The following is a 22,031-nucleotide window of genomic DNA, read 5'->3' on the forward strand; positions in this document are numbered from 1 at the left end:
GCGGCGCTATTATTCAGACTGGGAGATTAAAGCGTCAGGCCATTCAAATGCGGGAAGTTCTGCCAAGAAGTCGGCAACACTGGGCTGATCGCGTTGACCCTTCTGCACCTTATCCAACTCCGCCAGTGCATAGAGCCAAACGGCATCACGCCAAGCGACAAATACCTGAGCCTCGGTTGCCCATTGCTCGATTGTCGAATTGACATAACTCGCCAGCGTTGCGCCGCTGTCATATTGGCGTTCACTGGCTTTAGCGTCGATCAGCGCCTGAGTTTCTAGGCGGTAAACATCCACAGGATTAAGACCCGGGTGTTCGATGACCGGCTCACCAGCTTCGACCGGAACCGTCTTCATCGGCGGTTCAAGCCCAAGGGCTGCGTAGTGTCGCGGAAAGCCCTTCTTGCCGATCCTGTCGTAATCAATAACTTGCTTTGTAGCTGACATCAGACGTCTTCCTTTTCATGTTCTGGTATCAACAGACCTGTTTGCGGGTCACAGCGTGGATGGCTCTTAATGAAACTGTCGCCTCGTTCGGCTTTGACATGCCACGAAACTTCATCGCTACACGTCGGATCGTTCGCATAGATCGTGAATTTGCCGTCGATAATGTGACCGGCGCGAACATCTGCGTTTCCATCTAAATTGTTGGGTCGCAATGGAATGGCGCGCTGGGTTAGCGCTGCGAATGTTCCCGGAGAAAGATTACTGGCAGCATCAAGGTCGACTTCGGCAACGCCATCAATCAGCCTAACCGTTCCCCAGAACTCGACACCGGCCATCGGCGCTTCCGTGGACATAAAAACAAGGTCTTTGTTGTAAATGTCAGTGGGATGATCAATTTCGAACGACTTGCTGCCGCCCGTAATAGACCCAGATACGCTCATACTGTTGTTAAAAGCCCAGTTTCCAGCAACGTTATTGTAAAAGCCTATGCTGTTTCCAAAACCAGTATTTACAGAGACACCGATTTCACCAACGTATGCATTACCATTGTTATAAAAATAGATTTTCCCTTGCCCAATCCCACCAGTGCTAAGCCCATTTTTCGGGTTCATACTCCCTGTAGTATTTACATCGCCAGTGAAATTCGCGCCCGTCAGATTGGCCTTCGCGTTGAGCGCGGTCTGTGTTGCGGTACTGACAGGCAAACCTGTCTTGGCCTGCAAGGTCCCATCACCCTGCATGTATTGCGCGTTGGTGCCAACAGCGAGAGCCAGCAAAGCACGACCCAACGTTCCAAGATCGATCTGTTGAACGTCTTTGTTTTCATCGGTGGCAAGAGCTTTATTGGAAGCCAACGCTACAGCTTTTAGCGCGCCGTTTTCATCGGTTTGGAATAATTGCCGCGCCGCCAATGTGAGCGCTGCAAATTTAGCCAGTGTTCCTTTCGGATCTTGAATGCCAATATCGGACGTTTTCACGAGGTCAAACGATCCATTCGCAAGAAAACGAACAAGGGTTTCAGCATCCCCACCCAATCCGGCAAGTGCAGTTAAATTTGCGTTCTCAGGCTGAGCATTTTGGATGGAAGCTATGATTTCAGCTAACCGTTGATGATTGGACAATGCAGTAGCCGCAACGGCAGACGGCAACCACATTGTATATTGCGCATTCGCCAGCGTCGGCCCAGTCCAAGCCGTCCGAAATTCGCCCGCTGCATCGGTTGATAGGGTTGAAACGAAATTCACCGCCCCCGCACCTGAGACGATAACCAGTGCACCCTCGCACCCACGGATTTTCCATGCGGTGCCGGTGCCGGTGAACGCTTTTTGTCCGGCGGTGACCGACATCGTTCCGGTTTCATAAAATTCAAAATCATAGCCAGCCACGGTCAAATCTCCCATGGGCTAAAGGTTTTCAATGGAAAGGGGAATTGAAGCAGCTCTGAATTTCAGAGCGTAGCGGCACCTAAGATAAAGTAGCGAGCGCCAACAGGATCCGGGAAATGATTGGCAACACCACCTGTTGATCCCCCCGGATTCATGTGCATGACGATATGATCATCCCTGACGACAGTTGACGTGGCATACCTCATGACCTCGACAATGCCACCGCCTTCCGGCTTGATGTACATGTCGTGGGTGCCGTTGCGATAAAAGTTTCCGAAATCGTAAATGACCTTCGGAAAGACGAACAAGCCTTGCGCGTCAAAGTTTATTCGACGGCCAACACTGCCATAGCGCCAATGAACGGATTCCCCGGAGGTAAAGCTAGATCGCGGCACATAGTTATCCGCCAACACTGTGACAGCCGAAAACCGAGTATCAACGAGAATGTCATTGTAACCGGGAGCGACATCGCTTGAGCCGGGACGTTTGATCTGGAAATACTTGCCATTCACACCGCGAGTAATATCGCTGCCGCCCGATGTCCTTCCGGCCCTACCCGTTGCATGCAGCATGAAGCGGATTGTCGCTGCAAGCGTGCCGGTTACAGTGAACCAGATACCGCCTGCATCGACCCGGTAATGAACCCACGTTCTTTCTTCCGTGAAACCGGAATTCAGATTAACTGGAGGAATTGCAAAATCCCAACCGTTGAGACTGACGATAGTATCGCACACCATCGATGGCGATAGATCAAAGTCAATCAGGACAGGCTTTGCCGCATAATAGCTGTTTCCCGGCTGAATTTGCGGTGTCGTCCCCATCATGACACATTTGATTGGTGTTCGATCACTATCAAGGATCAACTGCCGCCCGGAAGCCGAATTGATCTCGAAGCCGGGTCGGGCCAGTTTGACACGCGGCTGATCCACCATAAATGCAACTTGTCCTGTTACAGGTGTTCCACTTGGCCGAGGGATCGGCACATTGTTGCATGGCAGATCCCAGATCATAGACGTCATAAAATCCTGATCGCCAGTGATATGCGCAACAGCAGCATTGGCTTGTGTTGTTGGCCTTATCGCCCAACCAGAATAGCCAAATGTAGCCGGTATGTCCTGATAGCCAAATTTGCCTTGATGACTGTCCGGATAAACATTTGCTGTCACTGCAGTGTTTGTTACCGACTGGAAATAGGCGCCGGAGCTGCTTGGTTTGTTGTTGTACAGAACACGAACTGTTCCATCGCTGCTTACAAATTTGCACTCAGCGAAAGGTAACATTCCTGCCAGATCGGACATTCGTCCGATGCATCCATAAATGCGATACTCATTCGCATCAAAGCTGCCCGTTGATGACTGCATGACCCAGCTATCGGCCAGAGATCCACTGACAAGACCGTAATTGCCGTTCGGATAATCCGCCTTATTCAACCGCCTTTCTGTCTGGAAATGACTGTAGACATAAGAGAGATTGTCAGCTTCCGAATTGAAGTAGAAGCGACTGAAAGCACTGTTTGGAATAGCGAAAGGATCATCACTGTCATACTTCATGACCTTCATGACCGGACCAACGCCCGGCTTCCAGCCTGCCTGCCATGTGACCATCAGACTGTAATCCTTAGAAAGGCGTTGTTTCCATCGCCACGAATTTCGAGCTTGCCGTTGTCTGACAGAAGCCTTTCAAAGCGCAGCGTTCCAAGTCGGATATTGGCGAGTTTGAGGATACCGTTCTCGTAGACGAATGGCATCGTTGAGGCATTTCCATCCCAGATGATGAATTGATCAGCCTGATTGATGATACGGCTCTTTAGAACACCGTTCTGCTGATACACTTGGATGATCATGCCCGACTGGATGAAATCCACACCAACAGTCGCACGAACCAGAATGTTGATCTGGGCAAGTACACCGGCAGGTGGCGGGATCTGTGCTTTGAACGAGATCAAACCACCTGCGGAAACATCACCAAGTGTTGCTTCCACTCCAAGCAAAGCCTGCGCAATGACTTCAAGCTCTTCATCATGCTTGGTGACTTCTGTCGAAATGTTGAAGACAGCAGTCGCAAGGCCGGTAACATTCCGGTTTGTATCTTCCATTTCGGCACTTAGGGCAGTTGTGATTTCAGCCAAAGCGCCATCGGCATCAGCACGCACCCGCTTTTCTTCGATGATCTGCGCAAAAGCACCCTGAATTTGCTTGGTGTAGACCTGACGATCGACAACATTCATGCCGGTTCCCATGGCAGCATCAATCGAGACGCGTTCGAGAAGGTCACGATAAAGGTTTTGTAGCTTCATCGTGTCTTGCAGCACACCTCGCGTATCATCTGCGACCTGTTGCAACTCGACCATGATGCTTTGCAGGCTGGTTTGTGACAGCGTGCTAATCCAAGGCGTGAACATCTTGAAGCGATCAGGCACGGTCGTGATCGTTGCCCGCGCCATATAGAACGCGCCAGATTGCACATTCTTCGTTGTCTGGAATTGACCGGCTTCAGGAGTGGTGCACTGATCTTCAAATTCTTCTGTGGTATCGAGAATGCGATAGAATACACGTACTGCCGTTATTGTCGGATCACCGGGAGGATCCCATGCGAAGCGTAGCGTAGGGTGCTGAAAACCATCAGCACCCTTGAGAATACCAACTTCAACCTTGAAGTTCTGTATAGTCGAAAGAATTGAAGGATTGATCGGTGGCGACGGAGGAATAATGATCGGACCCGGCTCAATGCTTCCTTCAGAATAAATGTCGGATCCCGTTTCCGTCAGCACAAGCGTAAAACGGAAATCTTCACTCACCTTCCATTCATCAACAGACCAAGTGCGACCGTCATAAGTGACCCAGTCACCTTCCTGCACAAGCGTACCAATACGCCAGCTAACAGGAACTGTCGACTTGCCACCCTTGCGCTGCTGACGATAACGAATGTTGAGTAGATATTGAGCAGTGTCCGGATCTGTTACCTGTAGGAAATCATATGAAGTTTGACGGCGACGACCATCAGCCGCGATATCCGCGTTCACGCGAATTGGCTTCAGGCTTTCCGATGCCCAGTTACTCTCGATCGAGGTAAACTGGCCTGACATCATATTATAGAGATCAAAAGCTGACTTGCGGTTTGATATCTCTGATTCACGGCCTGCGGGTATATCATTCGGGCCGATGTTGAGAACCGGCACCTGCGGCGCACCCGCAATCACACCAGACAACCCGCGCCGATTAAGCCCAAAGCCTGCCATAGCATCCTCAAACTCTTTGAGGATCTCGGTATGATCATCGTCGCCTGTCACCCAGATATTACATGTGTAACGGCGCCGGGAATTGCGGAACTCATCGCAGACGTTCATCGATGCGATGTAGCTCGCAAGATCCAGTTGCCCGATCGACTTGCCTTCACCAATCAGCGTGCGATCAGAAATCAGCCCGCGCAGACCCAGCTGGTAGTTAAAGCGCTGGATAGCTGGGTTTTCGCTGAATTCGTAAGTCGCAGTATTTCCGAGACGATGCGAACCGGATCCACCGGCAACCGTACTATCCTTACGAACGTCATAGCAGCGGAGGCCACGAAGCACCCACTCAACTTCCATGCGGCCTTTTTCGAATTTCTCGCTGTCATACTCACGCTCAAAGACAACGTAAGCCTTATTGGTGACGCGGCTGGTATTCTTCCAGCGGCGACCGGAATTGGTTGCTGAAGCAACGAGGCGCTGATCGACACCCTGCCCCGGACGCCCATCATAGAAACGTATCGAGATCAGGTTGCCGAAGCCAGAAACGCCATAATGCGCAACTTCATTGCCGATTTTCGCACGCTCGACGAGTGTCTGTTTCTGACCGTAGAAAAAGACGTAAGGTTCTAGGCCGTCACACCATCCGTCACTGAGGACGTAAACATCAGCATTGTACTTGTTGCCCGAACCCCACTTCGCATAGAAAATGCGATGGCCCTTGGTCTTACCCGTGCCGTAAAGTGCCTGGACAGCAACGTCAGCCCCATACTGGATTTCACCCTGCACGGCGGAATATTTGCGCGACTTGCGGCGGTTCATATAGGCGCTGATGCCGAGCTTGGCCGCAAGAGCCAAACCGCCAGCAATAAGCGATGCCGCCAACAACGAGCCGCCAAAAAGCGCGCCCGCTACTAGCGTGCCAATAGCAGTGAAAATCATGAGGTTTTTACCTGTAGATTAAATCAGGTCCGGAAAGCGGCTAAGCACTCACCTACGCGGTGATAGCTGGGGCCATCAGCGGTCTTTGTGACAAAGCGACCAGACGCGCCAAGGCAAATGCCAACGTGCTCGCCATTGTCGATTAGGATAACAACAATATCGCCGACCTGCGCCTGCGCAGGCGAAACCTGTTCAAGATGCTGTCCAAAGAATGATTTCAGGCTCTTGTGGCCGCGTTTGCGCAATGCGCGCTGCGCACCTGCCAAGGTCTTATAGGAACGCCAGTACGAAAAGGTCATTTCCCGCGAAGCATCGAATGCATCCGCCATCTGGCAACCCAGAAAGAAACAATCGGATTCGCCATACACATATGGCTTTTCCAACTCCCCCTGCAAAACAGGCGTCATAATTTCAAAACGGGTCATCGCTGCCCCCATTCTTCAACATCAGTTGCAACGATCGATGCGTATTCAAGACTAGTATCCGTCTCATCATTATCGAATTGTTGTTCAACCAATGATCGCTTAACCAGTGTTGCCCCGCGTGCGGATCTTCCGGGCGGCTGCAAATCGATACGGATTGTCAGGCTTCGCGTGCCGTCCTTTTGCTCACCGCCTTTGACAAATCTAACCCTGTCGATCTCGTACATCGATGTCAAAAGCACACCGACGACCTCATTCGTTTCACGCACACCTGCGAGATGACTGATGATTACCGGCGCATTGAGGTAATTAAATTGCTCGATTTTGGCGATAGCATCGTCGGGATCCGTTGTCGGGATGTTTGAGAACTTAATCGTCCGGGTCGTTACACCCACACCAACAGCTCCCGTCATATCACCAGTTTCGAGAAAACGGTTTGGCAGGTAGCGCAGGCCATTATGGATGAAAGGTCTGCCGCCACGATGATAACCAACTGACCGCCCCGGAAAGTCGAACCGGATCATATCCAGCCGAACAAGGTTGCCAGCATCAACGAGCGCCTTTACCTGCGGATCAAGAGCATTACTCATAGAAGAACATTTCCGTAGCGGTGAAGCTGACAGTACGATCAGCCATGGATTTCGGTGCAGAAAAACTGCCGGGATCGATCTGCATAAGGCAACTCGCTCGCTCAAAATGAACCGTGCAGGGCACCGTGAAATGCTGCAAATCAATCGGATAATCGAACTTGATCGTAGCTATTCCGGCAGCGCTGGCTGTTGCTGCAGCGGTTACTCTATGAAGAGAGCGGACTAGCGCAGTTTTACGGATCTCCAGATAGTCGCCTGCGACAAGCTGGAAACCTGATGGCAGGCCACCGGCTTCTACGGAGCGAGAATTATTGAAGCCGCGCACCGTGGCATTGCCGGTGAAACCAGATGGAAAGCCGCCGAGGTATTTTAACGGGCGCTGTCGATCGACATCATACGCACGAAACACACCGCCATTATCTCCAGACAGCATCTGGAAGGCAGCAAGTAGACCGGCTTGCTCACGCGTGAGGTAGTCAGTCTTATAGCTAGCCGTCCAATAGGGCGTACCCGTTGACTGACTCTCGACCCGCCGCCCTTCCATGCGTTCAGTGCTGGAAGGGCGGATAGGATCGAACTCACATTGTGCAAACGGCACAGCAGGAAGCTCAACAATATCAACCATTATTCACCGTTTTGCTGTCTGTTTTGCCGAGCCTCTTCATTCGACTGGACAATGCTAATTGCCTGTCGACCGCTCTTTTCGAGGATGCTTGCAATCAAGTCAGGGGCCATTTGCACCATGATGACTGTGCGACTATCGCCAGTATCACCGGATGAACCGGACCCGGAGGATCTACCGAAGTTTCGAACCCCAAGGCTACCATCGCTGCCACGTGTCAACGGCATGATGGCTTCAGCACCAGCCTCCCCCATAAGACCTACACCCTTCGCAAAGGCGAACGTGGTAGGTTTAGAGACAACCTGATTGGTAAAATTGCCGCTGAATGACTTCAAGCCACCGGGAAAAACGCCGCCCTTGGCATAGAGGCCAACGCCCATCGATGGAACTGGCGGGAAGTAACCCAGACCGCCGCCACCGCCACCCCCGAAGAGACCGCCGAGCAACCCACCTAAGATACCGCCACCGCCGCCCATCCCAGACCCAGCCTGCCCAACCTGCATGATGGCATCGATGAGATCTGTGAGCATCTTATCGATCAGACGGTCGAGAATACCCATTCCCGCCTTACCCATCTCTTCCAGCGATATCTTGCCATCATCAAACGCGCTCACCAGAGACTGGCCAAAGCTTAAAGCCATATCGCGGTTTTCTGCGAGCTGCTCATTCATCCGGATCTGGCCAGCAAGCAATTGCCCCTGACTGGATAGAGGATCAATGCCAGAGCTGCGAAGTGTGGATGAAACGCGTTGCTCAGTGGGATTGCGGAATAACTGCTCACGTTCGAACCGCAACTCTTCAGCTAATGTCAGAGCCGCAACTTTTTCAGCTGCTTTACCGTAGGAATCCGCAAGGCCGATAAGCTGATTTTTATGATCCTCAGAAAGCGTTCTGCCCTTGTCTTGAGCCTTTTGGATCAATTCAAGCTGCATACGATACGCATCAGCTGCAACGCCGGTTTTACCTACGAGCTGCTCTTCCAGCCCCATCTGGTCAATGCGATCCTGCGCCGACTTCACAAGATCCCGATAGGCATTCGCATCACGTTCTGCGGATCTCTGGGCATCACTCTTCTTTGTGCGTGATGGCGCTATACTTTCATAGTTGGGTTTATCACCGGGGACAGGAAGCCGTGAAAGCCTTTCTTGGTCTTCGATGCGCGTAAGCGCAGCTTGATAGGCCAAATAAGCATCATCTTTAGCATTACGATCCCCAGCCCTGTTTACAGCTATCTGATACTGTTGTGTAGCAATGCCACGTTGATCCAACTGAGGAACGCCAATCCTTGACAGCTCAACTAAAGCACTCGTCAGTTCCGTAATTTGCTTGGTTTGAGCAGCCGCTACCCCGCCAATCAGCCCTATGGATGCTTTAGCAGCATTCGTATTTCGATCAGCATCCGCCATTGCATCGGCTAAGTGGATCGTCTTGTCGCCCAAAGCCTGTAAATTCTTCGGATCCGTCGCAACAATTTCGTTTATCTGCTTGTAAAATGCATCAAAATCAGGCCTACCGGACTTTACGCTATCCCGGAGATTGTTGATTGCCACCTCGAATGGCTTAAACTTTTGATCGACAAGTGTCGTTGCTGCACCGCCAGTAATACTGGAACTGAGGCGAACCTCACTATCAAAAGCCGCGTAAGCATCTTTGCCAGCTTTCTCAAAAACCTTAACATTTTCGCGTGCACTCACCGCCATAACGGTTGTGCTTTCCTGCAAGTATCTTTGCATACCATCCGCAGCACCAGGCCAACGTTGGCTAATTTGCTGGACAATTTCCGAATGTCTCTTCATTGCCTCTTCAACGGACGGCAAGTCAGATTTAAGCGACATCAGGTACTGAGCGAGTGCAGAGCCACCTGCGATGACGCCAATAGTGGCCAAAGATACAGGACTTATGATTGATAGGAATGCAGAACCGATACCCCGGATAACATCCCTGCCCTTGCCCATTTCATTGAATACAGCGGATAATTGCGTCCCCTGCTGTAAAGCAATTTGGATCGGCGACATGCCCATAGCATTTGTCACAGCAATATCTTGAAACTGTGCTGCGATATTTGATGTCTGATAATTTTTAGGGCCACTGGATACTGCGCTACCGCGCTGTTTTAATGCTGCGACATTATCCAAAGCAGCTTTACGTTCACGGTTAAGAGCTGCCGTCATTTCATCAACCGATATAGCTCCTACAGCATGAGCCTGACGAATATCGGATTGCGCCATCTTATATTGCTGGATCGCAGCATAAAGTGGGTTGTACTTCGCTCGTAAGCCGTCGAGTTGACGACCATAAGCAATCACATCACTTTCACGCGCACCGTTGTTACCCCGATCCAAGACACCAAGCTGCTGATTGAAAGTCATTTGTGATGCTTGCGCCATAGATGCGTTGCGTTGGCGTATAGCAGCAATACTATTTTGAGCGGCCAACGTTTCACGCTGGAGAGCAGCGGCCATTTCGTCCGTAGAGATCGCACCAACCGCATGCGCTCGCTGGATCTCTTCAACAACCTGATTATACTGTTGACTGGCTGCAAAAAGAGGACTGAACTTTGCGCGCAAACCATCCAACTCGCGCCCATAAGCAGCAACATCATCACCGCGCCCTATTGAGGAACCGACCTCAACGACACCCAGTCGGCTATTAATCGACATTTGCGAAGCCTGCGCTGCGGCCAACTTTTTCGCCGCCTCACTGGCGCGTTGAGCTACTGCAGCCTGAATTTCCAAACGTTGGTTAAGCGAAGTAACCAACGGAGCAAGCTGCACATGACCCTGCTTAACAAGGTTCATTGCATCAGCTACAAGCCCGTATTTTTTGTACGCGCCGTCGAGAAGAATGCCCGCCCGCTCCAAACCCATGCCACGATCAACACTACGTCCTAATGAGCGCATGGTGCTTTCGAACTTGGCGGCATTAGCATAGCCGTCAATCAGTGCACGGCTTAGGCGCACAGATCCACTGGACGTTCTTTCCATAGCGGCGTCGGCCTGCGCCAAAGCCGCTCCAACTGATTTGCTGGATTCAGCACCAGCTTTGTCAGCAGCCACCTTTTGATCCATACCGCGCTTGTAAGCAGTAGGATCAAAGTCGGCAGCAACACGAAGTGAACTCAGTTGAATTGTCATGAGATTTAGCCTTCGATTTAGAAACTGCCCACAAGCAAACCCTGCGGCGGCCTATATTGCAGGGCCAACTCTATCTTCAGGTCGACGATTTTTGATTTTCGGCCACATAGTCAAGCCATTCGGCATCGATAGCGGATACAAGTGCCCTGAATAAATCAAATGCCAAGCCATCGATGAAATAGCGCCGCGCATAAACATCCATCGCTTGAAAACTGATCGGGCTTTCACCGCCAAGCGCGCCATACTGCCGATCGTAACGCAGAAATTGCCATGCCCGGATGTAGTAGGCGTACCATTCCGGGCCATTAGCTTCAGGTGGTACTTCCGGAGCCGGAACCGCATCAAATGCGTCCGGCTCAATTGCTCGTAGTTTGGTCAACCAATCATCTTGCCCCTTCCGCGTGAGCTGATAGCGGAAGGCGCTCTTCAGTTTTTTACTGCGGCTTCCAAGAATTCAACTTGCCGCCTACCAACCTGATCAGCACACCAAAATACCATGCTAAGAATATTACGCCCTTCAGGCGAAGACAGAAGTGATCGGGCTTCAGCCGAATTATATTTTTCACTCAAACCCTTCCAATCCAACAGAAGGTATTCGGCAGCCAACTCACCTTCCGCAATTGAAACCTCATTATAGGGAGGCGTCTCCATACCGTACTTCTGTGTTAGCTTCATTTGTTGAGAGGTTTTTGCCGTCACATAATCAGGACTGTTTGTTGACCGCACCTTAAATGCCAAACCAGGCAATTCACCAAGACGTGGCCAAGTCTTAACGTAAACCCATTCACCCTCACGCTCTTGAAGGGTGTCGGCTTTCAGGCTATCGAGTTTAATAAGTTTTCCCATATCTGCCATTCCAGTAATAAGTCCACGATCTGTTGAGAGGTGAACATGTTCAAGTTGCTATTGATATCTGCGGCACTGATGAGCAGTTCGGCATATTCTCAAACCATCGTCGATAAAGTCAGCGATCTGGATGCAGCCTTAGCCAATCAAATCGCTGCCGATGTTTCAGAGAACTTTTCAGATCCTCTATCAACACAGATACGCCGGTTAAAAAAAAGCACCACACATGACGATTCGATTTGCGGTCAGGTAAATACAAAGAACCAATATGGCGGATATATCGGCTTCAAAAGCTTTCGCTATATCACTGACCGCAGAAGAATTTACTTTGATAATACAGGCTGTGATTAAGCGCCGTTTTACTTTTCGTAATATTCGAGACGATCAATGATCAGCTGGGCAGAGGTTAACTCGTCCTTGCTTGCCTGCCCCGTGAGTGGCAGCATCAGATCCTGATTTTTACCACCAGCAGAAACCGCACCATCGGTGTAGACGTAACGCGGGATCGCAAAGATCAGCGCCTGCGAATTCTTTTCGATACGGGTGCTGATATTCGTCGGGGTGCCTGCAAACAGGTTCGCAAGCAAAGCGTTCGAACCGAAATAGGTTTCCAGCTCGACCTGCACGTCAAAGCTGCCCTGCCCGATCGCCACTGGGCCGAGCTTATCATCGCTGCGGATTGCATTGATCATGCGGAGATTGTTATTGATCGTCACCTTGAAGCTGCGCACAAAATTCGGACTACCGACAGCAACGCCATTTTCAGCAATACGCCCAACATTGACCGCAGCTGCCATGATCGGATTCGATGTTTCGGGATCTGGCGTATCGTCGAGCGAAACAACAGATTGCGATCCTGTCGTGCCATTGAACGTGATAGCCCACTTGGCAATCTGTTCAGCCTCAAAAGTAAATTCTGCCTGCGCTACAGCCATCGAATTTTGCGCTATGTAGGTGGGCTGGGCTTGGCTCATAAAGCCACGCTCAAGTGTGCCCGTGAAGAGATCCACACCGTTGCGAATCGTATCGCCAAAGAACACTCTGATAGTTTTACCCGCGCCAGCATTAACCGCCCACGATACCGGGAGATTATCTAGCGTGAGCTTATTCGCTGCAATAGCCGTGACGCGAACAAACGTGTTGAGGCCTTCAGCATCAAACCGATAAGTCGCGCCAGTACCGCCAATCTTGATCCACTGTCCGACCTTCAGGCCGAGTGTCGTAAAGTTAAGCGCCGCAGAGGTAAGGCCATCAGCAACTGTTTTCAGATCAGCCGCCACACCTTCGAAGCCAACCACTGCAATACGAGCAGTCGCAGGCGGTGCGGCCTCATCTTCGAGCTTATCAGCGCCTACCGCAGGAACCGTGCCAGATCCGGTCGTAATACGGAACAAGCCACTATTATCAACATCGGCAAAGCCGGTCAGTCGCACAAGGTGGCCAGCGGCAAACACAGCACCTGCGGTCACTGTCACAACGCCAGTTGCAGCCGCTACACCAGTAATGACACTTGAAGCTACACCGTCATTGTCGCGGAAAGGTCGGAGCGACCAAGGCGCAGACATCATGGAGCGCAGCCAGCTGGAGAATGGGCTACCTTCAGGCGGGTATGACAATTCGCCATTGACCGCACCCTGAGACTGCACATTGACCATGATCGGGTCAGAGTTCATACGATCGGAGCGAATTTCTTCCGAGTTGATGAATACCGGCTTATATTGCAGGGATTCACCAGTGAGACGAACAACACGCATGCGCGGGTTTGCCGGAACTACACCGGGCGTGGTTTCGTCAGTCCAAGTCATGCGCAGCCGGTTGCTGTCCATGGCCTCATCTCCATATTGTTAGATTGTTGAGAGGTGACCAACGTCGATCGACGCTGGAAATATTATGAGGCCTCAGCCTTCATCCCGTTCCACATCAATGGTCACGGTCATACGGTAATAATTGCCGTCCATTTCGCCCGGTTCACCTGCCCCGATAGACGCGGTGCCAAAGCGAATTGCTCCGATTTCCTGCCCACGAAACAGATCATAAAGCTGGCGCGAGATCTGTCGTGCAGGTCGCGTGCCAACGCCACGCGGTATCAACACGTGGAGGCTAAGCTGGCCAGTTTCACGCCAGCGATTGGCCGACTGTGTTTCAGCACCAATCGAGGCTTGATCCATTAGGTCGCCAAAGACCTCGACAAGCACAACGGCTTCCGGATGATTCGCCAGCTCAAAATCTTCATTCTCGAAAACCAGAGGTGTGACAGTCCATTGCGACCGGAGGAAATCCTCGATCGGCTCAAAAGTCTGTGGTGTTGCCATGATTAGCGGACCAGATTGATAACCAGTGAGGGATAGGTGAGCGCTTTCCCGGCTTCCGTATCTTTACGGCGGGCAAGCGTCATGCGCCCGGCGCGATGCGCGCTGGATCTGGCAACGGCTTTTGCTGCTATCGTGCGCTGATGCCCACTCAGGACATAAGGCACCAAACGGTGCAAACCGGATGGCAGATTGAGAAACTTAACCTGCACACTGATGAACGATTGGCCAAACCGGCGAAACATGCGCTGGCGTGCACGCTCAAATAGGCGTGGCGGCACCGACATTTTCATGGCGCCGACTTGGATCTTGCGCGTGTAAGGCTGCACATTGGTGATGATGATCTCAGCATCTGCCGATATCTCATCAAAGTTCGTAACAAGACGCTGATCAGCAAGCACGATAAAGGAATCCTGATAGCGACCTGATTTTCGCGGACTGTATTCCCGCAATCCTGTTAGCGCCTCATTGACAATTGCTTGCCACCAAACGAACTCGTAAACGATCGGGCCGGGAGCCGAAACACTTTCTTCAGGCGCATCTTTGATCCGATTGACATAGCGCTCATAGAAGCGACTGCCTTCACCTGACTGAATGGCTTTTCCAAGCTCTTCTTTTGCCATCTTGGCCAGTGCCGCCGATATTGCCTCCTGCGACAAGCCTTCAGTTGCAACGGCAATCGCCCGGTCAAAGAATTCGAACTTGGTTGCTGTCGCCATTATCCCCGAACCCTCACATTCACACGCACTGGCACATCGTCCATGCGGACAATTTCAGCGACTTCGACGTTTGCAGCCGCACCCGCAATAACGACCTTGTCACCTTTTTTCAGAGCGATAGCTGCAGCATCGGGCAGCAACACGACATTGCGATCGCCTTGCTGGATCTGCCCAACCAGCTCTTCAGGCTTATAGCCTCGAACGAATGCACGTTGCGCCAGCGCTTCAGATTGCGTTTGTCCGCTCGCGATCTTCCGCAGATCCACATTCTGGCCATGAGCTACGAGCTGGCGCTGTAATTTGGCGATAGCGTGTGCTGGCGTCATCGCGGAATCCTCAACGTTGATAGGAGGCTCTCTGTCGCCACCTGCACAACCGCGGCAACTTTATCGGCATCCAGATACTGCGTTGTGCCGACGCCCTCGACATCTTCCGATCGGACATTCGCCGAAGGTCCAAATGTCGAAAGCATCTGTTGCGTGGCAAGTATGACAGCCTGTCGCGCCCGTTTCGGTATCTCACCGATGCCATCACTGCCGTCATATCCAGCTTTGAAGCGAATCCGGACTGCATCGGGATCCGGTGAAAGATCGGTTGGCCAATTAAAGCTTGGCGCACCGCGTATTTCAGGCTGCACCGAGGACCGAACCAGCCGATAGTTTTCAGGAGGGATAAACCAAACAACACCCTTTCGGTCTACGAACTCGATTGAAACAATCTCAATGACCGGAGGAAACCGAATGCGCAGATCAGAAAAATCACATTGCTGCTGCTCAAGAACTTGCGGGCCCAGACATCGGCCTAGCCAACCGGAGGGACCGTCGATATCTTCCGTCACTGCTTCGATCATCGCTGCGACGGCGTCATCATTTTCAGAATGGCTTCCGGCAATATCTGCAGGCGCAACGAAGGGCATTGGCGGTTCAATAACGACGGTCGCCATGATTATTTATCCTTGCCAGATTTCTTGGCCTTTTCGACCTCATCCGCAATGACTGCCAGATCCTTATTGGCCTGTTCGCGTGTGTCGGAGATCTCTTTGGCAATCACCGTGCGTTCAGTATCGGCATCTGTGCGCACCGTATCGACTTCCTTTCGGATAGCCTCAAGATCGGAATCAGCCTGCTTACGAGCATCATCAACGGTCTTATTGATGTCGGCAATTTTCGTATTGGCTGATGTCTGCGCTTCGTTGATCGATGTATTGATCAATTCGATATCGGCTAAAGCCTTGATACGAGCGTCTTCAATAGTTTGCTCTATATCAGCGAGTGTTTCGTTTGCTTTGCCTCGCAGATCGTCAAGATCGTCGGGCAACTCAGTTCCTTCCGGAACGGCCCAACCTTGTGCAAGGGCGACACTGGCCAGCTTGCCTTCTACAAGGTCTTTTACATTGAAATCCTTTGCGTGGATTTCACCATCCGGCACACCCGGAAAAGGCTTCACAACGATTGCTTTCATCGGTCTCTCCAATGGCTAATGACGCTCGCAGCGCTGAATTAACAACGCCGCGAAAATATCATTCTGATTTCAGGGATTAGGGAATTACGCTGCAGCTACGCGATGATAGCGAAGCCATTCAGGGTTCCACATACCACCGCCAACACGCTTGCGGGTGTAGAAGAGAACATATGGCTTCTTGGTATAAGGATCGCGCAGGATCGACATGCCGACGCGATCAAAGATCCGGTAAGCTTCCGCCATATTCCCGTAAACAAGCGGGATCGAATTGGCGGCAACATCAGGCATACCAGCAAGCTCGTTGAACGGATTGCCAAGCACCTGCGCTGGCTGTCCTGCCTGAAATGGCGGCTGCCAGAGATAATTGCCCTGCCCATCCTTCATCTTGCGGATCTTAGCGTGGGTCTTGCGGTTGCCAAAGAGTGCAGCACCAACACTGCGATCTTCAGGCAAACCGTAAACAAGATCGATGATACCATCGGCGGTAATGTCAGCAGCCGCTCCAGTGATGATTTCCTGCACAGGTCCAAGAGGATGGCGATTTTCTACAGGAAGAGCCGCTTCAGCCGCAGCATCATACATTAGGAAGCCTTTCGGCTTTTTGACACCATTGCCACTGACAAAAGAAATCCCTTCCTGTCGGGCAAACTCAATGTTCACTTCATCTGATAGCCATGCGGCAATATCGATCGCCGAATCTTCCAGAATGGTCTGTGTCGCGGCAGGATTGGCATAAATCTCACCGAAACTGAATGCGTACTCGCGCAACTTTGACGTAGCTGTTTCTGGGCGTGGATCTGTTTCACCCACCCATCCAGTTTCTGTGCCATGAACATTATAAAGACGCTTGAACCCCGCACCCGTCACATTCTGCACCGAAGCAAAACGGCGCATCGGGGAGACTTCGACGCGCTGATCGGTAATCGTGCGGTCCCACTCGACAGGCGCGGTCAATCCGCCGTCAGGATCAGACCCAACAGAATAGGCTGCAGAGATGTTACCTTCACGAACCATCGCCTTGAGGGCATTCTCGCCGTCGCCATCACGGAACCAGTCACAGAATTTAGCCTGATATTCACGATCTTCCGCAGACAGTTCGGTTACATCACCGCCGCCAGCGCCAACAGACATAGCCGCCATTCGTGAATTTGCATCGTCGAGCGCTGTCACCAGATCCGAGATACGCGCCTCAACACGTTCCATCTTTTCGGTTGTAACGACATCATCGAATTTCTTCGAGATGCCATTAAGCTTTTCCTCGTGAGCAGCTCTGAACTCACCCCATTCGCGGTTCATTGCTTCAACGACCACTACAGGATCAGAGGTGTCAGCGCGAATTGCAAGAACGCCGGTTGATGCAGCCAAAGCTGCCAGATTTGCGATACGCTTAGTCATGATAGACCTTTCAATAGAGTTGTAGGGTTGAACGGGCGCGCAAAACGGCTTCCCGCAGTCTGTCAGCGTCTCGCGTGACGTTAAGGGCAGCATCGCGCTTGCCTGATTTGAGTTGTGAAACCATGGCTTTGGCATCACTTGCCGAGCTTCCCGAAGCCATCAATGCGCGCTCAATAGCGCGTTCGGTTGGCACTGCCTTTTCCGACACATCTGCCTTGACCTGTTTGACAGCGCCAGCAGCCATCTTTTTATCGGCAAGCCCTTTTTCGATGGCACTCGCGACGGAAAACATCGTTCCCTTGCCACGACTGCGATCCATCCATGAAAGCGCCACCGGCTTTTCGACACCGGCTCTCGATGCATAGAGTTCTGCCATGGCATCGTCGGCATCCGCCAAGGTTTCCGCAGCGTCTCTCGCGTCGTGGTGATTTCCGGAGATCAATGCAGATGCTCGATGCACCATAATCACCGCACCATCGGCCATATTGATCTCGTCACCCGCCATAGCGATCACGGATGCAGCCGAACCCGCCATACCGATAACATTCACGGTCACTTTCGCCGGGTGAGCGCGCAGGAGATTATAGATTGCAAGCCCGTTAAAGAAATTACCACCCGGTGAATTGACATTCACCGTCACATCACGAGGTCCAATCGCACGCAATTCATTGCCAACGCGCCGTTCGGTGTTGTCTGTATCAGTGAAGATAGACATGCCGATGTGACCGTAAATTGAGATAACGGCCTGCTCTTTGCTAGCAACAGCCTGAAGGTCTGGGCGAAACTCAGCCGCAGTTTCCGAAGGCGGCTCAAAATGAAGAATATCGCTTTGCTGAAATGCTCGGATCTCAGGCAGATTTCGAAGGGACATCAGAAGGCTCCTGCTTAACGTTGGCTGGCCCTGCCAGCTTGTCACCATGTGGATTATCGGGCAGATCCTGAAGGCCACGCACTTCATTGGCTGTCATCCAAGGTTGATGACCGCCAGAACCAAGCGCCTTAGCGAAGAAGTCGCCCTGATCTTCCATCGAGCCACGCATCAATGCACCTGCATTGAACTTCGCTTCGAAACGCTCCTTTTCCTCATCAGTGAGGAGTGACCGCTGGACGCCCTGTTCCCAAGCCGTGAACCATGGCTGCAAACCGTAGCGAACGAAGAACTGGCCAAGGACGCCGACACCTGTGCCCCAATTGGTTTCGTCTAACATCAGAAGCGGGCGAGGTACGCCGAACACGCGGCTATTTTCTTCAGCCTGAAACTTGCGCGTTTCCATATGCTGGCTGTCTTTTGCAGTGACAGAGAATGGCTCAGCGTCCATGTCTTCTTCTAGGAACATCCAGCGATTAGCATTCGATGCACCGGAGTTGGCCTCTTCGATGCTATTGCGGATGTAGTCCTTGGCGGCATCGCTCATTTTCTTCGGATGCTTGATCTTACCACCGACAAGCATGCCATTTTTAAATAGCCTAGCTGCAGCTTTCTCAGCCTGAATGGCGATAGCGATTGATTCAGCCGCTGCTTTAACCAGTGATATGCCCCGTATCCCGTCATCAGACATGCCTCGCAGATGGAAGATGTCAGAAGCTGGAAACTTACGCACACCGCCTTGCGGCAATGTCACCGAATATTCCAGTGACCAGTCTGATAGCTGCTTTACGGAAACCCGCGAAGATTTCAGCGGAACAAGGCGAATAATCTGCCCTCGTGAACGCACGATGAGCGCAAAGGCATCACCCTCGGTTAGTGCCTGGTACTGCATGTACGATCGAAACTCGAATGCTGTCTGCCAGTTATTCGGCTCTCGGTGCAATATCCTGAAGAGCGGATGCTCTCGCGCCTTTTCCTTAGTTGCCGAGTCAATCAAATGCATGGGCAACATGCCCATGGAGTTGGTGATCAGGCTGACACATCGGAAGATGGATGTGTTTTTCATCGCTGCAGCGACAGTTACCGTTATACCGGCGTTCGTCATCTGCGTTTCCCGCAGCATCTTCGCGATATCTTCGGTTGTTACAGCCGCTTGCGCCTGCGCCGGATCAGCCATGGCGCTAATGTTGGCCATAGCTGAATCATCGACGGTACGGCGAAACAAAAAGTCTCGTAATCCCATAAGTTACACCGTTTCTACACCGCGAGTTTCGTAAATGGATGGCTCATCGGCCTCCTCGGCCATTCCAAGCCCAACGGCCATGACGGTTGCGACAACCCCGTCGATCTTATCGAGCGAGTGTTTCTTGTCCGGCACGTAATTGAGATTTGCATCAAAGCGGACAGTCGAATGACCAAACATCCACGCAAGCATCGGGTTTCCGCCATGCTCGATCTTGCCCGCAAAAATAAGGCGCTCAATTTCCTTGGTAGGCTCAGACAGCGTCTGATGGCCTTGCCTCATCTGGATCTGCAACTCTGGGTCCATGCCGACATGCTGCAGATCGCCTGCAAGCTTACTGGCATTCCAAGGATCATAACCAAAAGCTAGAATCTCAAACTGGGCAAAGGCGTCGAGAATGGCTTGCTGGACAAACGACTGATCAACAAAATCACCCGGCGTCGTGCGCAGGGCACCATCACGCACCCATTTATGCCAATCAACACGCCGATCTTGCTCTGCGCGCTCATCAAGTGTCGCTTCCGGCACCCAGAACAGCGGGATAATCACCCACTTTTCATTGTCATCATCTGGCGGGAATACCACCACAAGCGCGGTAATATCGCGGGTCGATGATACGTCGCAGGCAAGATATGCCTTGCGACCTTTATTCTGCTCCCAAAGCTGCGGCCAAGATTTCGCATCTGTAGTACACGCAGCCCACTTTGCGCGCGGGATCCATCCAGATAGCTGATCAACCCATCGATTGAGGTGATAGCATTGAAATACTGCTTCGAGCGCCGGACGCCCCTTGGCCTTCTTGAACTCAGTCCGTAGATAATCCAGCGTCGGTGTCAGACCAAGACTGGGATTGGCCTTACGCCAAACTTCCTCATCGGTCCAATCGTCATCTTCGCCGATACCAAAATAGACAACCAGTGTTGTCTGATCATCCATCTCACCGCGCATGATGGCGAGAGATTCTTCGAACCACTCAAAGCCAGTACGGTTTTGCTTTCGACCAGCAGTAGACGCATAAAGCTCAATCGGCTGCAGTCTGGCGCCTGTCCCTTGTCGCAGAGTGTCAGCAAGTTCGCGAGTTTTCCATTCGTGGATCTCGTCGCCCACGATAACAGTAGGTGAACGTCCATGCTTACCGTCAGGAGAACCAGTGAGCAGTTGGCAAAGCGATGTTGTTTCGCGCAGAAAGATCGACTTATCGTGCAGCGATATGCGCTCGTTTCCGTGCGCATCTTCCAGAAGCCCATTTGCCTCCCGGATGATATCCTGCATTTTGCCAAAAGGGACGCGTCCCTGATCTTCGTTGCGCCCGAAAACATAAGCTTCAGCGCCGTTGACCTTCTCCAACACGAAGAACAAAACGCCAAGAGCTGCCAGAAACTCCGATTTGCCATTCTTACGCGGTATCCACAGATCCAGCCGCTTGAAGATCCGGATATGCTCAATGCTGGGCTTATGTGTTGCTGGGTCGATGACCTCGATTGGCTTTTTCCAGCCGACCAGCAATCGAACCGTGATCTCCTGCCATTTGACCAGACGAAACGAGACGCCTTTGAAACGGTCATTAGTAAGCCGAAAGATCGTCGGCCACGCAGCAACAACCTTGTCTGCTTTGCCATGGTCAAACCATGCGCCCGGAACGCTTGATGCGCGCTTCCATGCTGACAGCGCCCAAACGTATGCCGGATCCGTCGCAACATCCGCGAGCCATGCTGGCAGATTTAATGCTGCCCAGCCGTCAGTTTGGTCTTGCTCCGGGTGGTGGGCTGTCTGCCCCATTCATCAACCCCATCGGATCAGTATCAGGCTCTTCCGATGAGGCCGGACGCTGTGCGCCCGATTGTGGGTGAGCACCGCCAAGCGCCAATCGGCCCTGACCAGCATTGAAGGATTCAGTACGGATCAGATCCTGATCGCGCATAGGTGTGAAACCGAACTCGGCATCTAAAAGGCGAAGGGCTGTCTCAGCTTTGCCCATGAAATCAACATTTGGATGCTGTCGATAAACGATTTCGCCATCGCCCTTTTTGACTTTCACTGTCACGCCGCCTCGCGGCAAATCCTTACGCAGCTGATCGGCGCAGTCGAAGAATTGCTGCATCCACCAACAGTAACGAGCGAGAGCACCGCGATAAGCTGGACGCCTGCGGCCTTGTTTGACCATGATGTCAGAAAGCTCTTTCCAGAGCCGAATTGCGTAAGCCCAATAAGCCGGCGCTTTCGCAAACTCAGCCGGGATTGGAAATGGATCGATATCCGTGCCTGACTTCTCAGCGGCTACCGCGATAGCTTCCAATTCCTGCTCGACTTTACGCTTGCGCCGCCCCGGAAATCCTTTGGCTTGCTGCAATTGTGGATCGTCTTTACGCCGTCCCATACCTCGAACCGCCTGTTTGGCACCTCGCAGGTGCAGAAAAAAAAGTTA

22 protein-coding genes are annotated in these 22,031 nt (G+C 51.9%); 1 reads left to right on the plus strand and 21 read right to left on the minus strand.

Annotated features, from left to right (window positions below; translation table 11 throughout):
* Nucleotides 1-9: 9 nt before the first annotated feature.
* From CEV32_RS06555 to CEV32_RS06600, 10 genes are all read right to left on the minus strand, one after another.
* Nucleotides 10-444 carry a hypothetical protein gene (locus tag CEV32_RS06555; RefSeq protein WP_094575346.1) on the minus strand — a complete coding sequence of 145 codons (435 nt, stop codon included), beginning with the start codon at nucleotides 442-444 and terminating at the stop codon, nucleotides 10-12.
* Entirely contained in the window at nucleotides 444-1,829 is a 1,386-nt protein-coding gene (locus CEV32_RS06560; protein ID WP_143128795.1) for a hypothetical protein, read from the minus strand. Before CEV32_RS06560 ends, CEV32_RS06555 begins: the two co-directional genes overlap by 1 nt.
* Before the next feature lie 62 nt (nucleotides 1,830-1,891).
* Nucleotides 1,892-3,433, minus strand: coding sequence for a hypothetical protein (locus CEV32_RS06565; protein WP_094575350.1), 1,542 nt, complete (start codon nucleotides 3,431-3,433; stop codon nucleotides 1,892-1,894).
* Nucleotides 3,433-5,997, minus strand: a complete 2,565-nt coding sequence (locus CEV32_RS06570; RefSeq protein ID WP_094575352.1) for a phage tail tip fiber protein — start codon at nucleotides 5,995-5,997, stop codon at nucleotides 3,433-3,435. The genes CEV32_RS06565 and CEV32_RS06570 overlap by 1 nt, the downstream gene beginning before the upstream one ends.
* Nucleotides 5,998-6,020: 23 nt before the next feature.
* Entirely contained in the window at nucleotides 6,021-6,422 is a 402-nt protein-coding gene (locus tag CEV32_RS06575) for a DUF6950 family protein (RefSeq protein WP_094575354.1), read from the minus strand.
* Nucleotides 6,419-7,009, minus strand: coding sequence for a DUF2163 domain-containing protein (locus CEV32_RS06580; RefSeq protein ID WP_094575356.1), 591 nt, complete (start codon nucleotides 7,007-7,009; stop codon nucleotides 6,419-6,421). The genes CEV32_RS06575 and CEV32_RS06580 overlap by 4 nt, the downstream gene beginning before the upstream one ends.
* Nucleotides 7,002-7,634: a hypothetical protein gene (locus CEV32_RS06585; protein ID WP_094575357.1), complete on the minus strand. Its 633-nt coding sequence runs from the start codon at nucleotides 7,632-7,634 to the stop codon at nucleotides 7,002-7,004. Before CEV32_RS06585 ends, CEV32_RS06580 begins: the two co-directional genes overlap by 8 nt.
* A complete protein-coding gene (locus CEV32_RS06590; RefSeq protein WP_094575359.1) occupies nucleotides 7,634-10,765 on the minus strand; it encodes a phage tail length tape measure family protein in 3,132 nt (1,043 codons plus the stop codon). Before CEV32_RS06590 ends, CEV32_RS06585 begins: the two co-directional genes overlap by 1 nt.
* A gap of 76 nt (nucleotides 10,766-10,841) precedes the next feature.
* Nucleotides 10,842-11,144, minus strand: a complete 303-nt coding sequence (locus CEV32_RS06595; RefSeq protein WP_094575361.1) for a hypothetical protein — start codon at nucleotides 11,142-11,144, stop codon at nucleotides 10,842-10,844.
* A gap of 47 nt (nucleotides 11,145-11,191) precedes the next feature.
* Entirely contained in the window at nucleotides 11,192-11,611 is a 420-nt protein-coding gene (locus CEV32_RS06600; protein WP_094575363.1) for a hypothetical protein, read from the minus strand.
* Between the two features lie 45 nt (nucleotides 11,612-11,656).
* On the opposite strand from CEV32_RS06600, the gene CEV32_RS06605 reads away from it, so the two are divergent.
* Entirely contained in the window at nucleotides 11,657-11,962 is a 306-nt protein-coding gene (locus tag CEV32_RS06605) for a hypothetical protein (protein WP_094575365.1), read from the plus strand.
* Between the two features lie 8 nt (nucleotides 11,963-11,970).
* Here the strand turns inward: CEV32_RS06605 and CEV32_RS06610 are convergent, their stop codons facing one another.
* The 11 genes from CEV32_RS06610 to CEV32_RS06660 form a co-directional block, all read right to left on the minus strand.
* A complete protein-coding gene (locus CEV32_RS06610) occupies nucleotides 11,971-13,437 on the minus strand; it encodes a phage tail tube protein (RefSeq protein ID WP_094575367.1) in 1,467 nt (488 codons plus the stop codon).
* 72 nt (nucleotides 13,438-13,509) lie between these two features.
* Nucleotides 13,510-13,923 (minus strand): hypothetical protein, encoded by a 414-nt coding sequence (locus tag CEV32_RS06615; RefSeq protein ID WP_094575369.1) that lies wholly within the window; start codon nucleotides 13,921-13,923, stop codon nucleotides 13,510-13,512.
* 2 nt (nucleotides 13,924-13,925) lie between these two features.
* The gene (locus CEV32_RS06620; RefSeq protein WP_094575371.1) at nucleotides 13,926-14,639 is read right to left on the minus strand and encodes a hypothetical protein; all 714 of its coding nucleotides are present in this window, start codon (nucleotides 14,637-14,639) and stop codon (nucleotides 13,926-13,928) included.
* Nucleotides 14,639-14,965, minus strand: coding sequence for a hypothetical protein (locus tag CEV32_RS06625; RefSeq protein WP_094575373.1), 327 nt, complete (start codon nucleotides 14,963-14,965; stop codon nucleotides 14,639-14,641). The genes CEV32_RS06620 and CEV32_RS06625 overlap by 1 nt, the downstream gene beginning before the upstream one ends.
* Nucleotides 14,962-15,582 carry a hypothetical protein gene (locus tag CEV32_RS06630; RefSeq protein WP_094575375.1) on the minus strand — a complete coding sequence of 207 codons (621 nt, stop codon included), beginning with the start codon at nucleotides 15,580-15,582 and terminating at the stop codon, nucleotides 14,962-14,964. Before CEV32_RS06630 ends, CEV32_RS06625 begins: the two co-directional genes overlap by 4 nt.
* 2 nt (nucleotides 15,583-15,584) lie before the next feature.
* A complete protein-coding gene (locus tag CEV32_RS06635; RefSeq protein ID WP_094575377.1) occupies nucleotides 15,585-16,100 on the minus strand; it encodes a hypothetical protein in 516 nt (171 codons plus the stop codon).
* A gap of 84 nt (nucleotides 16,101-16,184) precedes the next feature.
* Entirely contained in the window at nucleotides 16,185-17,495 is a 1,311-nt protein-coding gene (locus tag CEV32_RS06640) for a phage major capsid protein (RefSeq protein WP_094575379.1), read from the minus strand.
* 10 nt (nucleotides 17,496-17,505) lie between these two features.
* The gene (locus CEV32_RS06645; RefSeq protein WP_167382753.1) at nucleotides 17,506-18,366 is read right to left on the minus strand and encodes a head maturation protease, ClpP-related; all 861 of its coding nucleotides are present in this window, start codon (nucleotides 18,364-18,366) and stop codon (nucleotides 17,506-17,508) included.
* On the minus strand, nucleotides 18,344-19,558 hold the full coding sequence (locus CEV32_RS06650) for a phage portal protein (RefSeq protein ID WP_167382754.1): 1,215 nt from the start codon (nucleotides 19,556-19,558) through the stop codon (nucleotides 18,344-18,346). Before CEV32_RS06650 ends, CEV32_RS06645 begins: the two co-directional genes overlap by 23 nt.
* 51 nt (nucleotides 19,559-19,609) lie before the next feature.
* Nucleotides 19,610-21,385 (minus strand): terminase large subunit, encoded by a 1,776-nt coding sequence (locus tag CEV32_RS06655; RefSeq protein ID WP_167382755.1) that lies wholly within the window; start codon nucleotides 21,383-21,385, stop codon nucleotides 19,610-19,612.
* The gene (locus CEV32_RS06660) at nucleotides 21,345-21,983 is read right to left on the minus strand and encodes a P27 family phage terminase small subunit (RefSeq protein ID WP_094575389.1); all 639 of its coding nucleotides are present in this window, start codon (nucleotides 21,981-21,983) and stop codon (nucleotides 21,345-21,347) included. The genes CEV32_RS06655 and CEV32_RS06660 overlap by 41 nt, the downstream gene beginning before the upstream one ends.
* Nucleotides 21,984-22,031: the final 48 nt, after the last annotated feature.

Origin of the sequence: Brucella rhizosphaerae (genome assembly GCF_002252475.1) — a bacterium.
In the GTDB taxonomy this organism is placed as follows: Bacteria; Pseudomonadota; Alphaproteobacteria; order Rhizobiales; family Rhizobiaceae; genus Brucella; species Brucella rhizosphaerae.

Coding starts and splice junctions, on each gene's coding strand:
- CEV32_RS06580 (WP_094575356.1), bottom strand. CDS start 7,009: ATGAGTAATGCTCTTGATCCGCAGGTAAAGGCGCTCGTTGATGCTGGC.
- CEV32_RS06590 (WP_094575359.1), bottom strand. CDS start 10,765: ATGACAATTCAACTGAGTTCACTTCGTGTTGCTGCCGACTTTGATCCT.
- CEV32_RS06575 (WP_094575354.1), bottom strand. CDS start 6,422: ATGACCCGTTTTGAAATTATGACGCCTGTTTTGCAGGGGGAGTTGGAA.
- CEV32_RS06570 (WP_094575352.1), bottom strand. CDS start 5,997: ATGATTTTCACTGCTATTGGCACGCTAGTAGCGGGCGCGCTTTTTGGC.
- CEV32_RS06655 (WP_167382755.1), bottom strand. CDS start 21,385: ATGGGGCAGACAGCCCACCACCCGGAGCAAGACCAAACTGACGGCTGG.
- CEV32_RS06640 (WP_094575379.1), bottom strand. CDS start 17,495: ATGACTAAGCGTATCGCAAATCTGGCAGCTTTGGCTGCATCAACCGGC.
- CEV32_RS06555 (WP_094575346.1), bottom strand. CDS start 444: ATGTCAGCTACAAAGCAAGTTATTGATTACGACAGGATCGGCAAGAAG.
- CEV32_RS06650 (WP_167382754.1), bottom strand. CDS start 19,558: ATGGCCAACATTAGCGCCATGGCTGATCCGGCGCAGGCGCAAGCGGCT.
- CEV32_RS06625 (WP_094575373.1), bottom strand. CDS start 14,965: ATGACGCCAGCACACGCTATCGCCAAATTACAGCGCCAGCTCGTAGCT.
- CEV32_RS06565 (WP_094575350.1), bottom strand. CDS start 3,433: ATGGTCACATGGCAGGCAGGCTGGAAGCCGGGCGTTGGTCCGGTCATG.
- CEV32_RS06600 (WP_094575363.1), bottom strand. CDS start 11,611: ATGGGAAAACTTATTAAACTCGATAGCCTGAAAGCCGACACCCTTCAA.
- CEV32_RS06635 (WP_094575377.1), bottom strand. CDS start 16,100: ATGAAAGCAATCGTTGTGAAGCCTTTTCCGGGTGTGCCGGATGGTGAA.
- CEV32_RS06645 (WP_167382753.1), bottom strand. CDS start 18,366: ATGTCCCTTCGAAATCTGCCTGAGATCCGAGCATTTCAGCAAAGCGAT.
- CEV32_RS06605 (WP_094575365.1), top strand. CDS start 11,657: ATGTTCAAGTTGCTATTGATATCTGCGGCACTGATGAGCAGTTCGGCA.
- CEV32_RS06610 (WP_094575367.1), bottom strand. CDS start 13,437: ATGGACAGCAACCGGCTGCGCATGACTTGGACTGACGAAACCACGCCC.
- CEV32_RS06585 (WP_094575357.1), bottom strand. CDS start 7,634: ATGGTTGATATTGTTGAGCTTCCTGCTGTGCCGTTTGCACAATGTGAG.
- CEV32_RS06620 (WP_094575371.1), bottom strand. CDS start 14,639: ATGGCGACAGCAACCAAGTTCGAATTCTTTGACCGGGCGATTGCCGTT.
- CEV32_RS06615 (WP_094575369.1), bottom strand. CDS start 13,923: ATGGCAACACCACAGACTTTTGAGCCGATCGAGGATTTCCTCCGGTCG.
- CEV32_RS06660 (WP_094575389.1), bottom strand. CDS start 21,983: ATGGGACGGCGTAAAGACGATCCACAATTGCAGCAAGCCAAAGGATTT.
- CEV32_RS06630 (WP_094575375.1), bottom strand. CDS start 15,582: ATGGCGACCGTCGTTATTGAACCGCCAATGCCCTTCGTTGCGCCTGCA.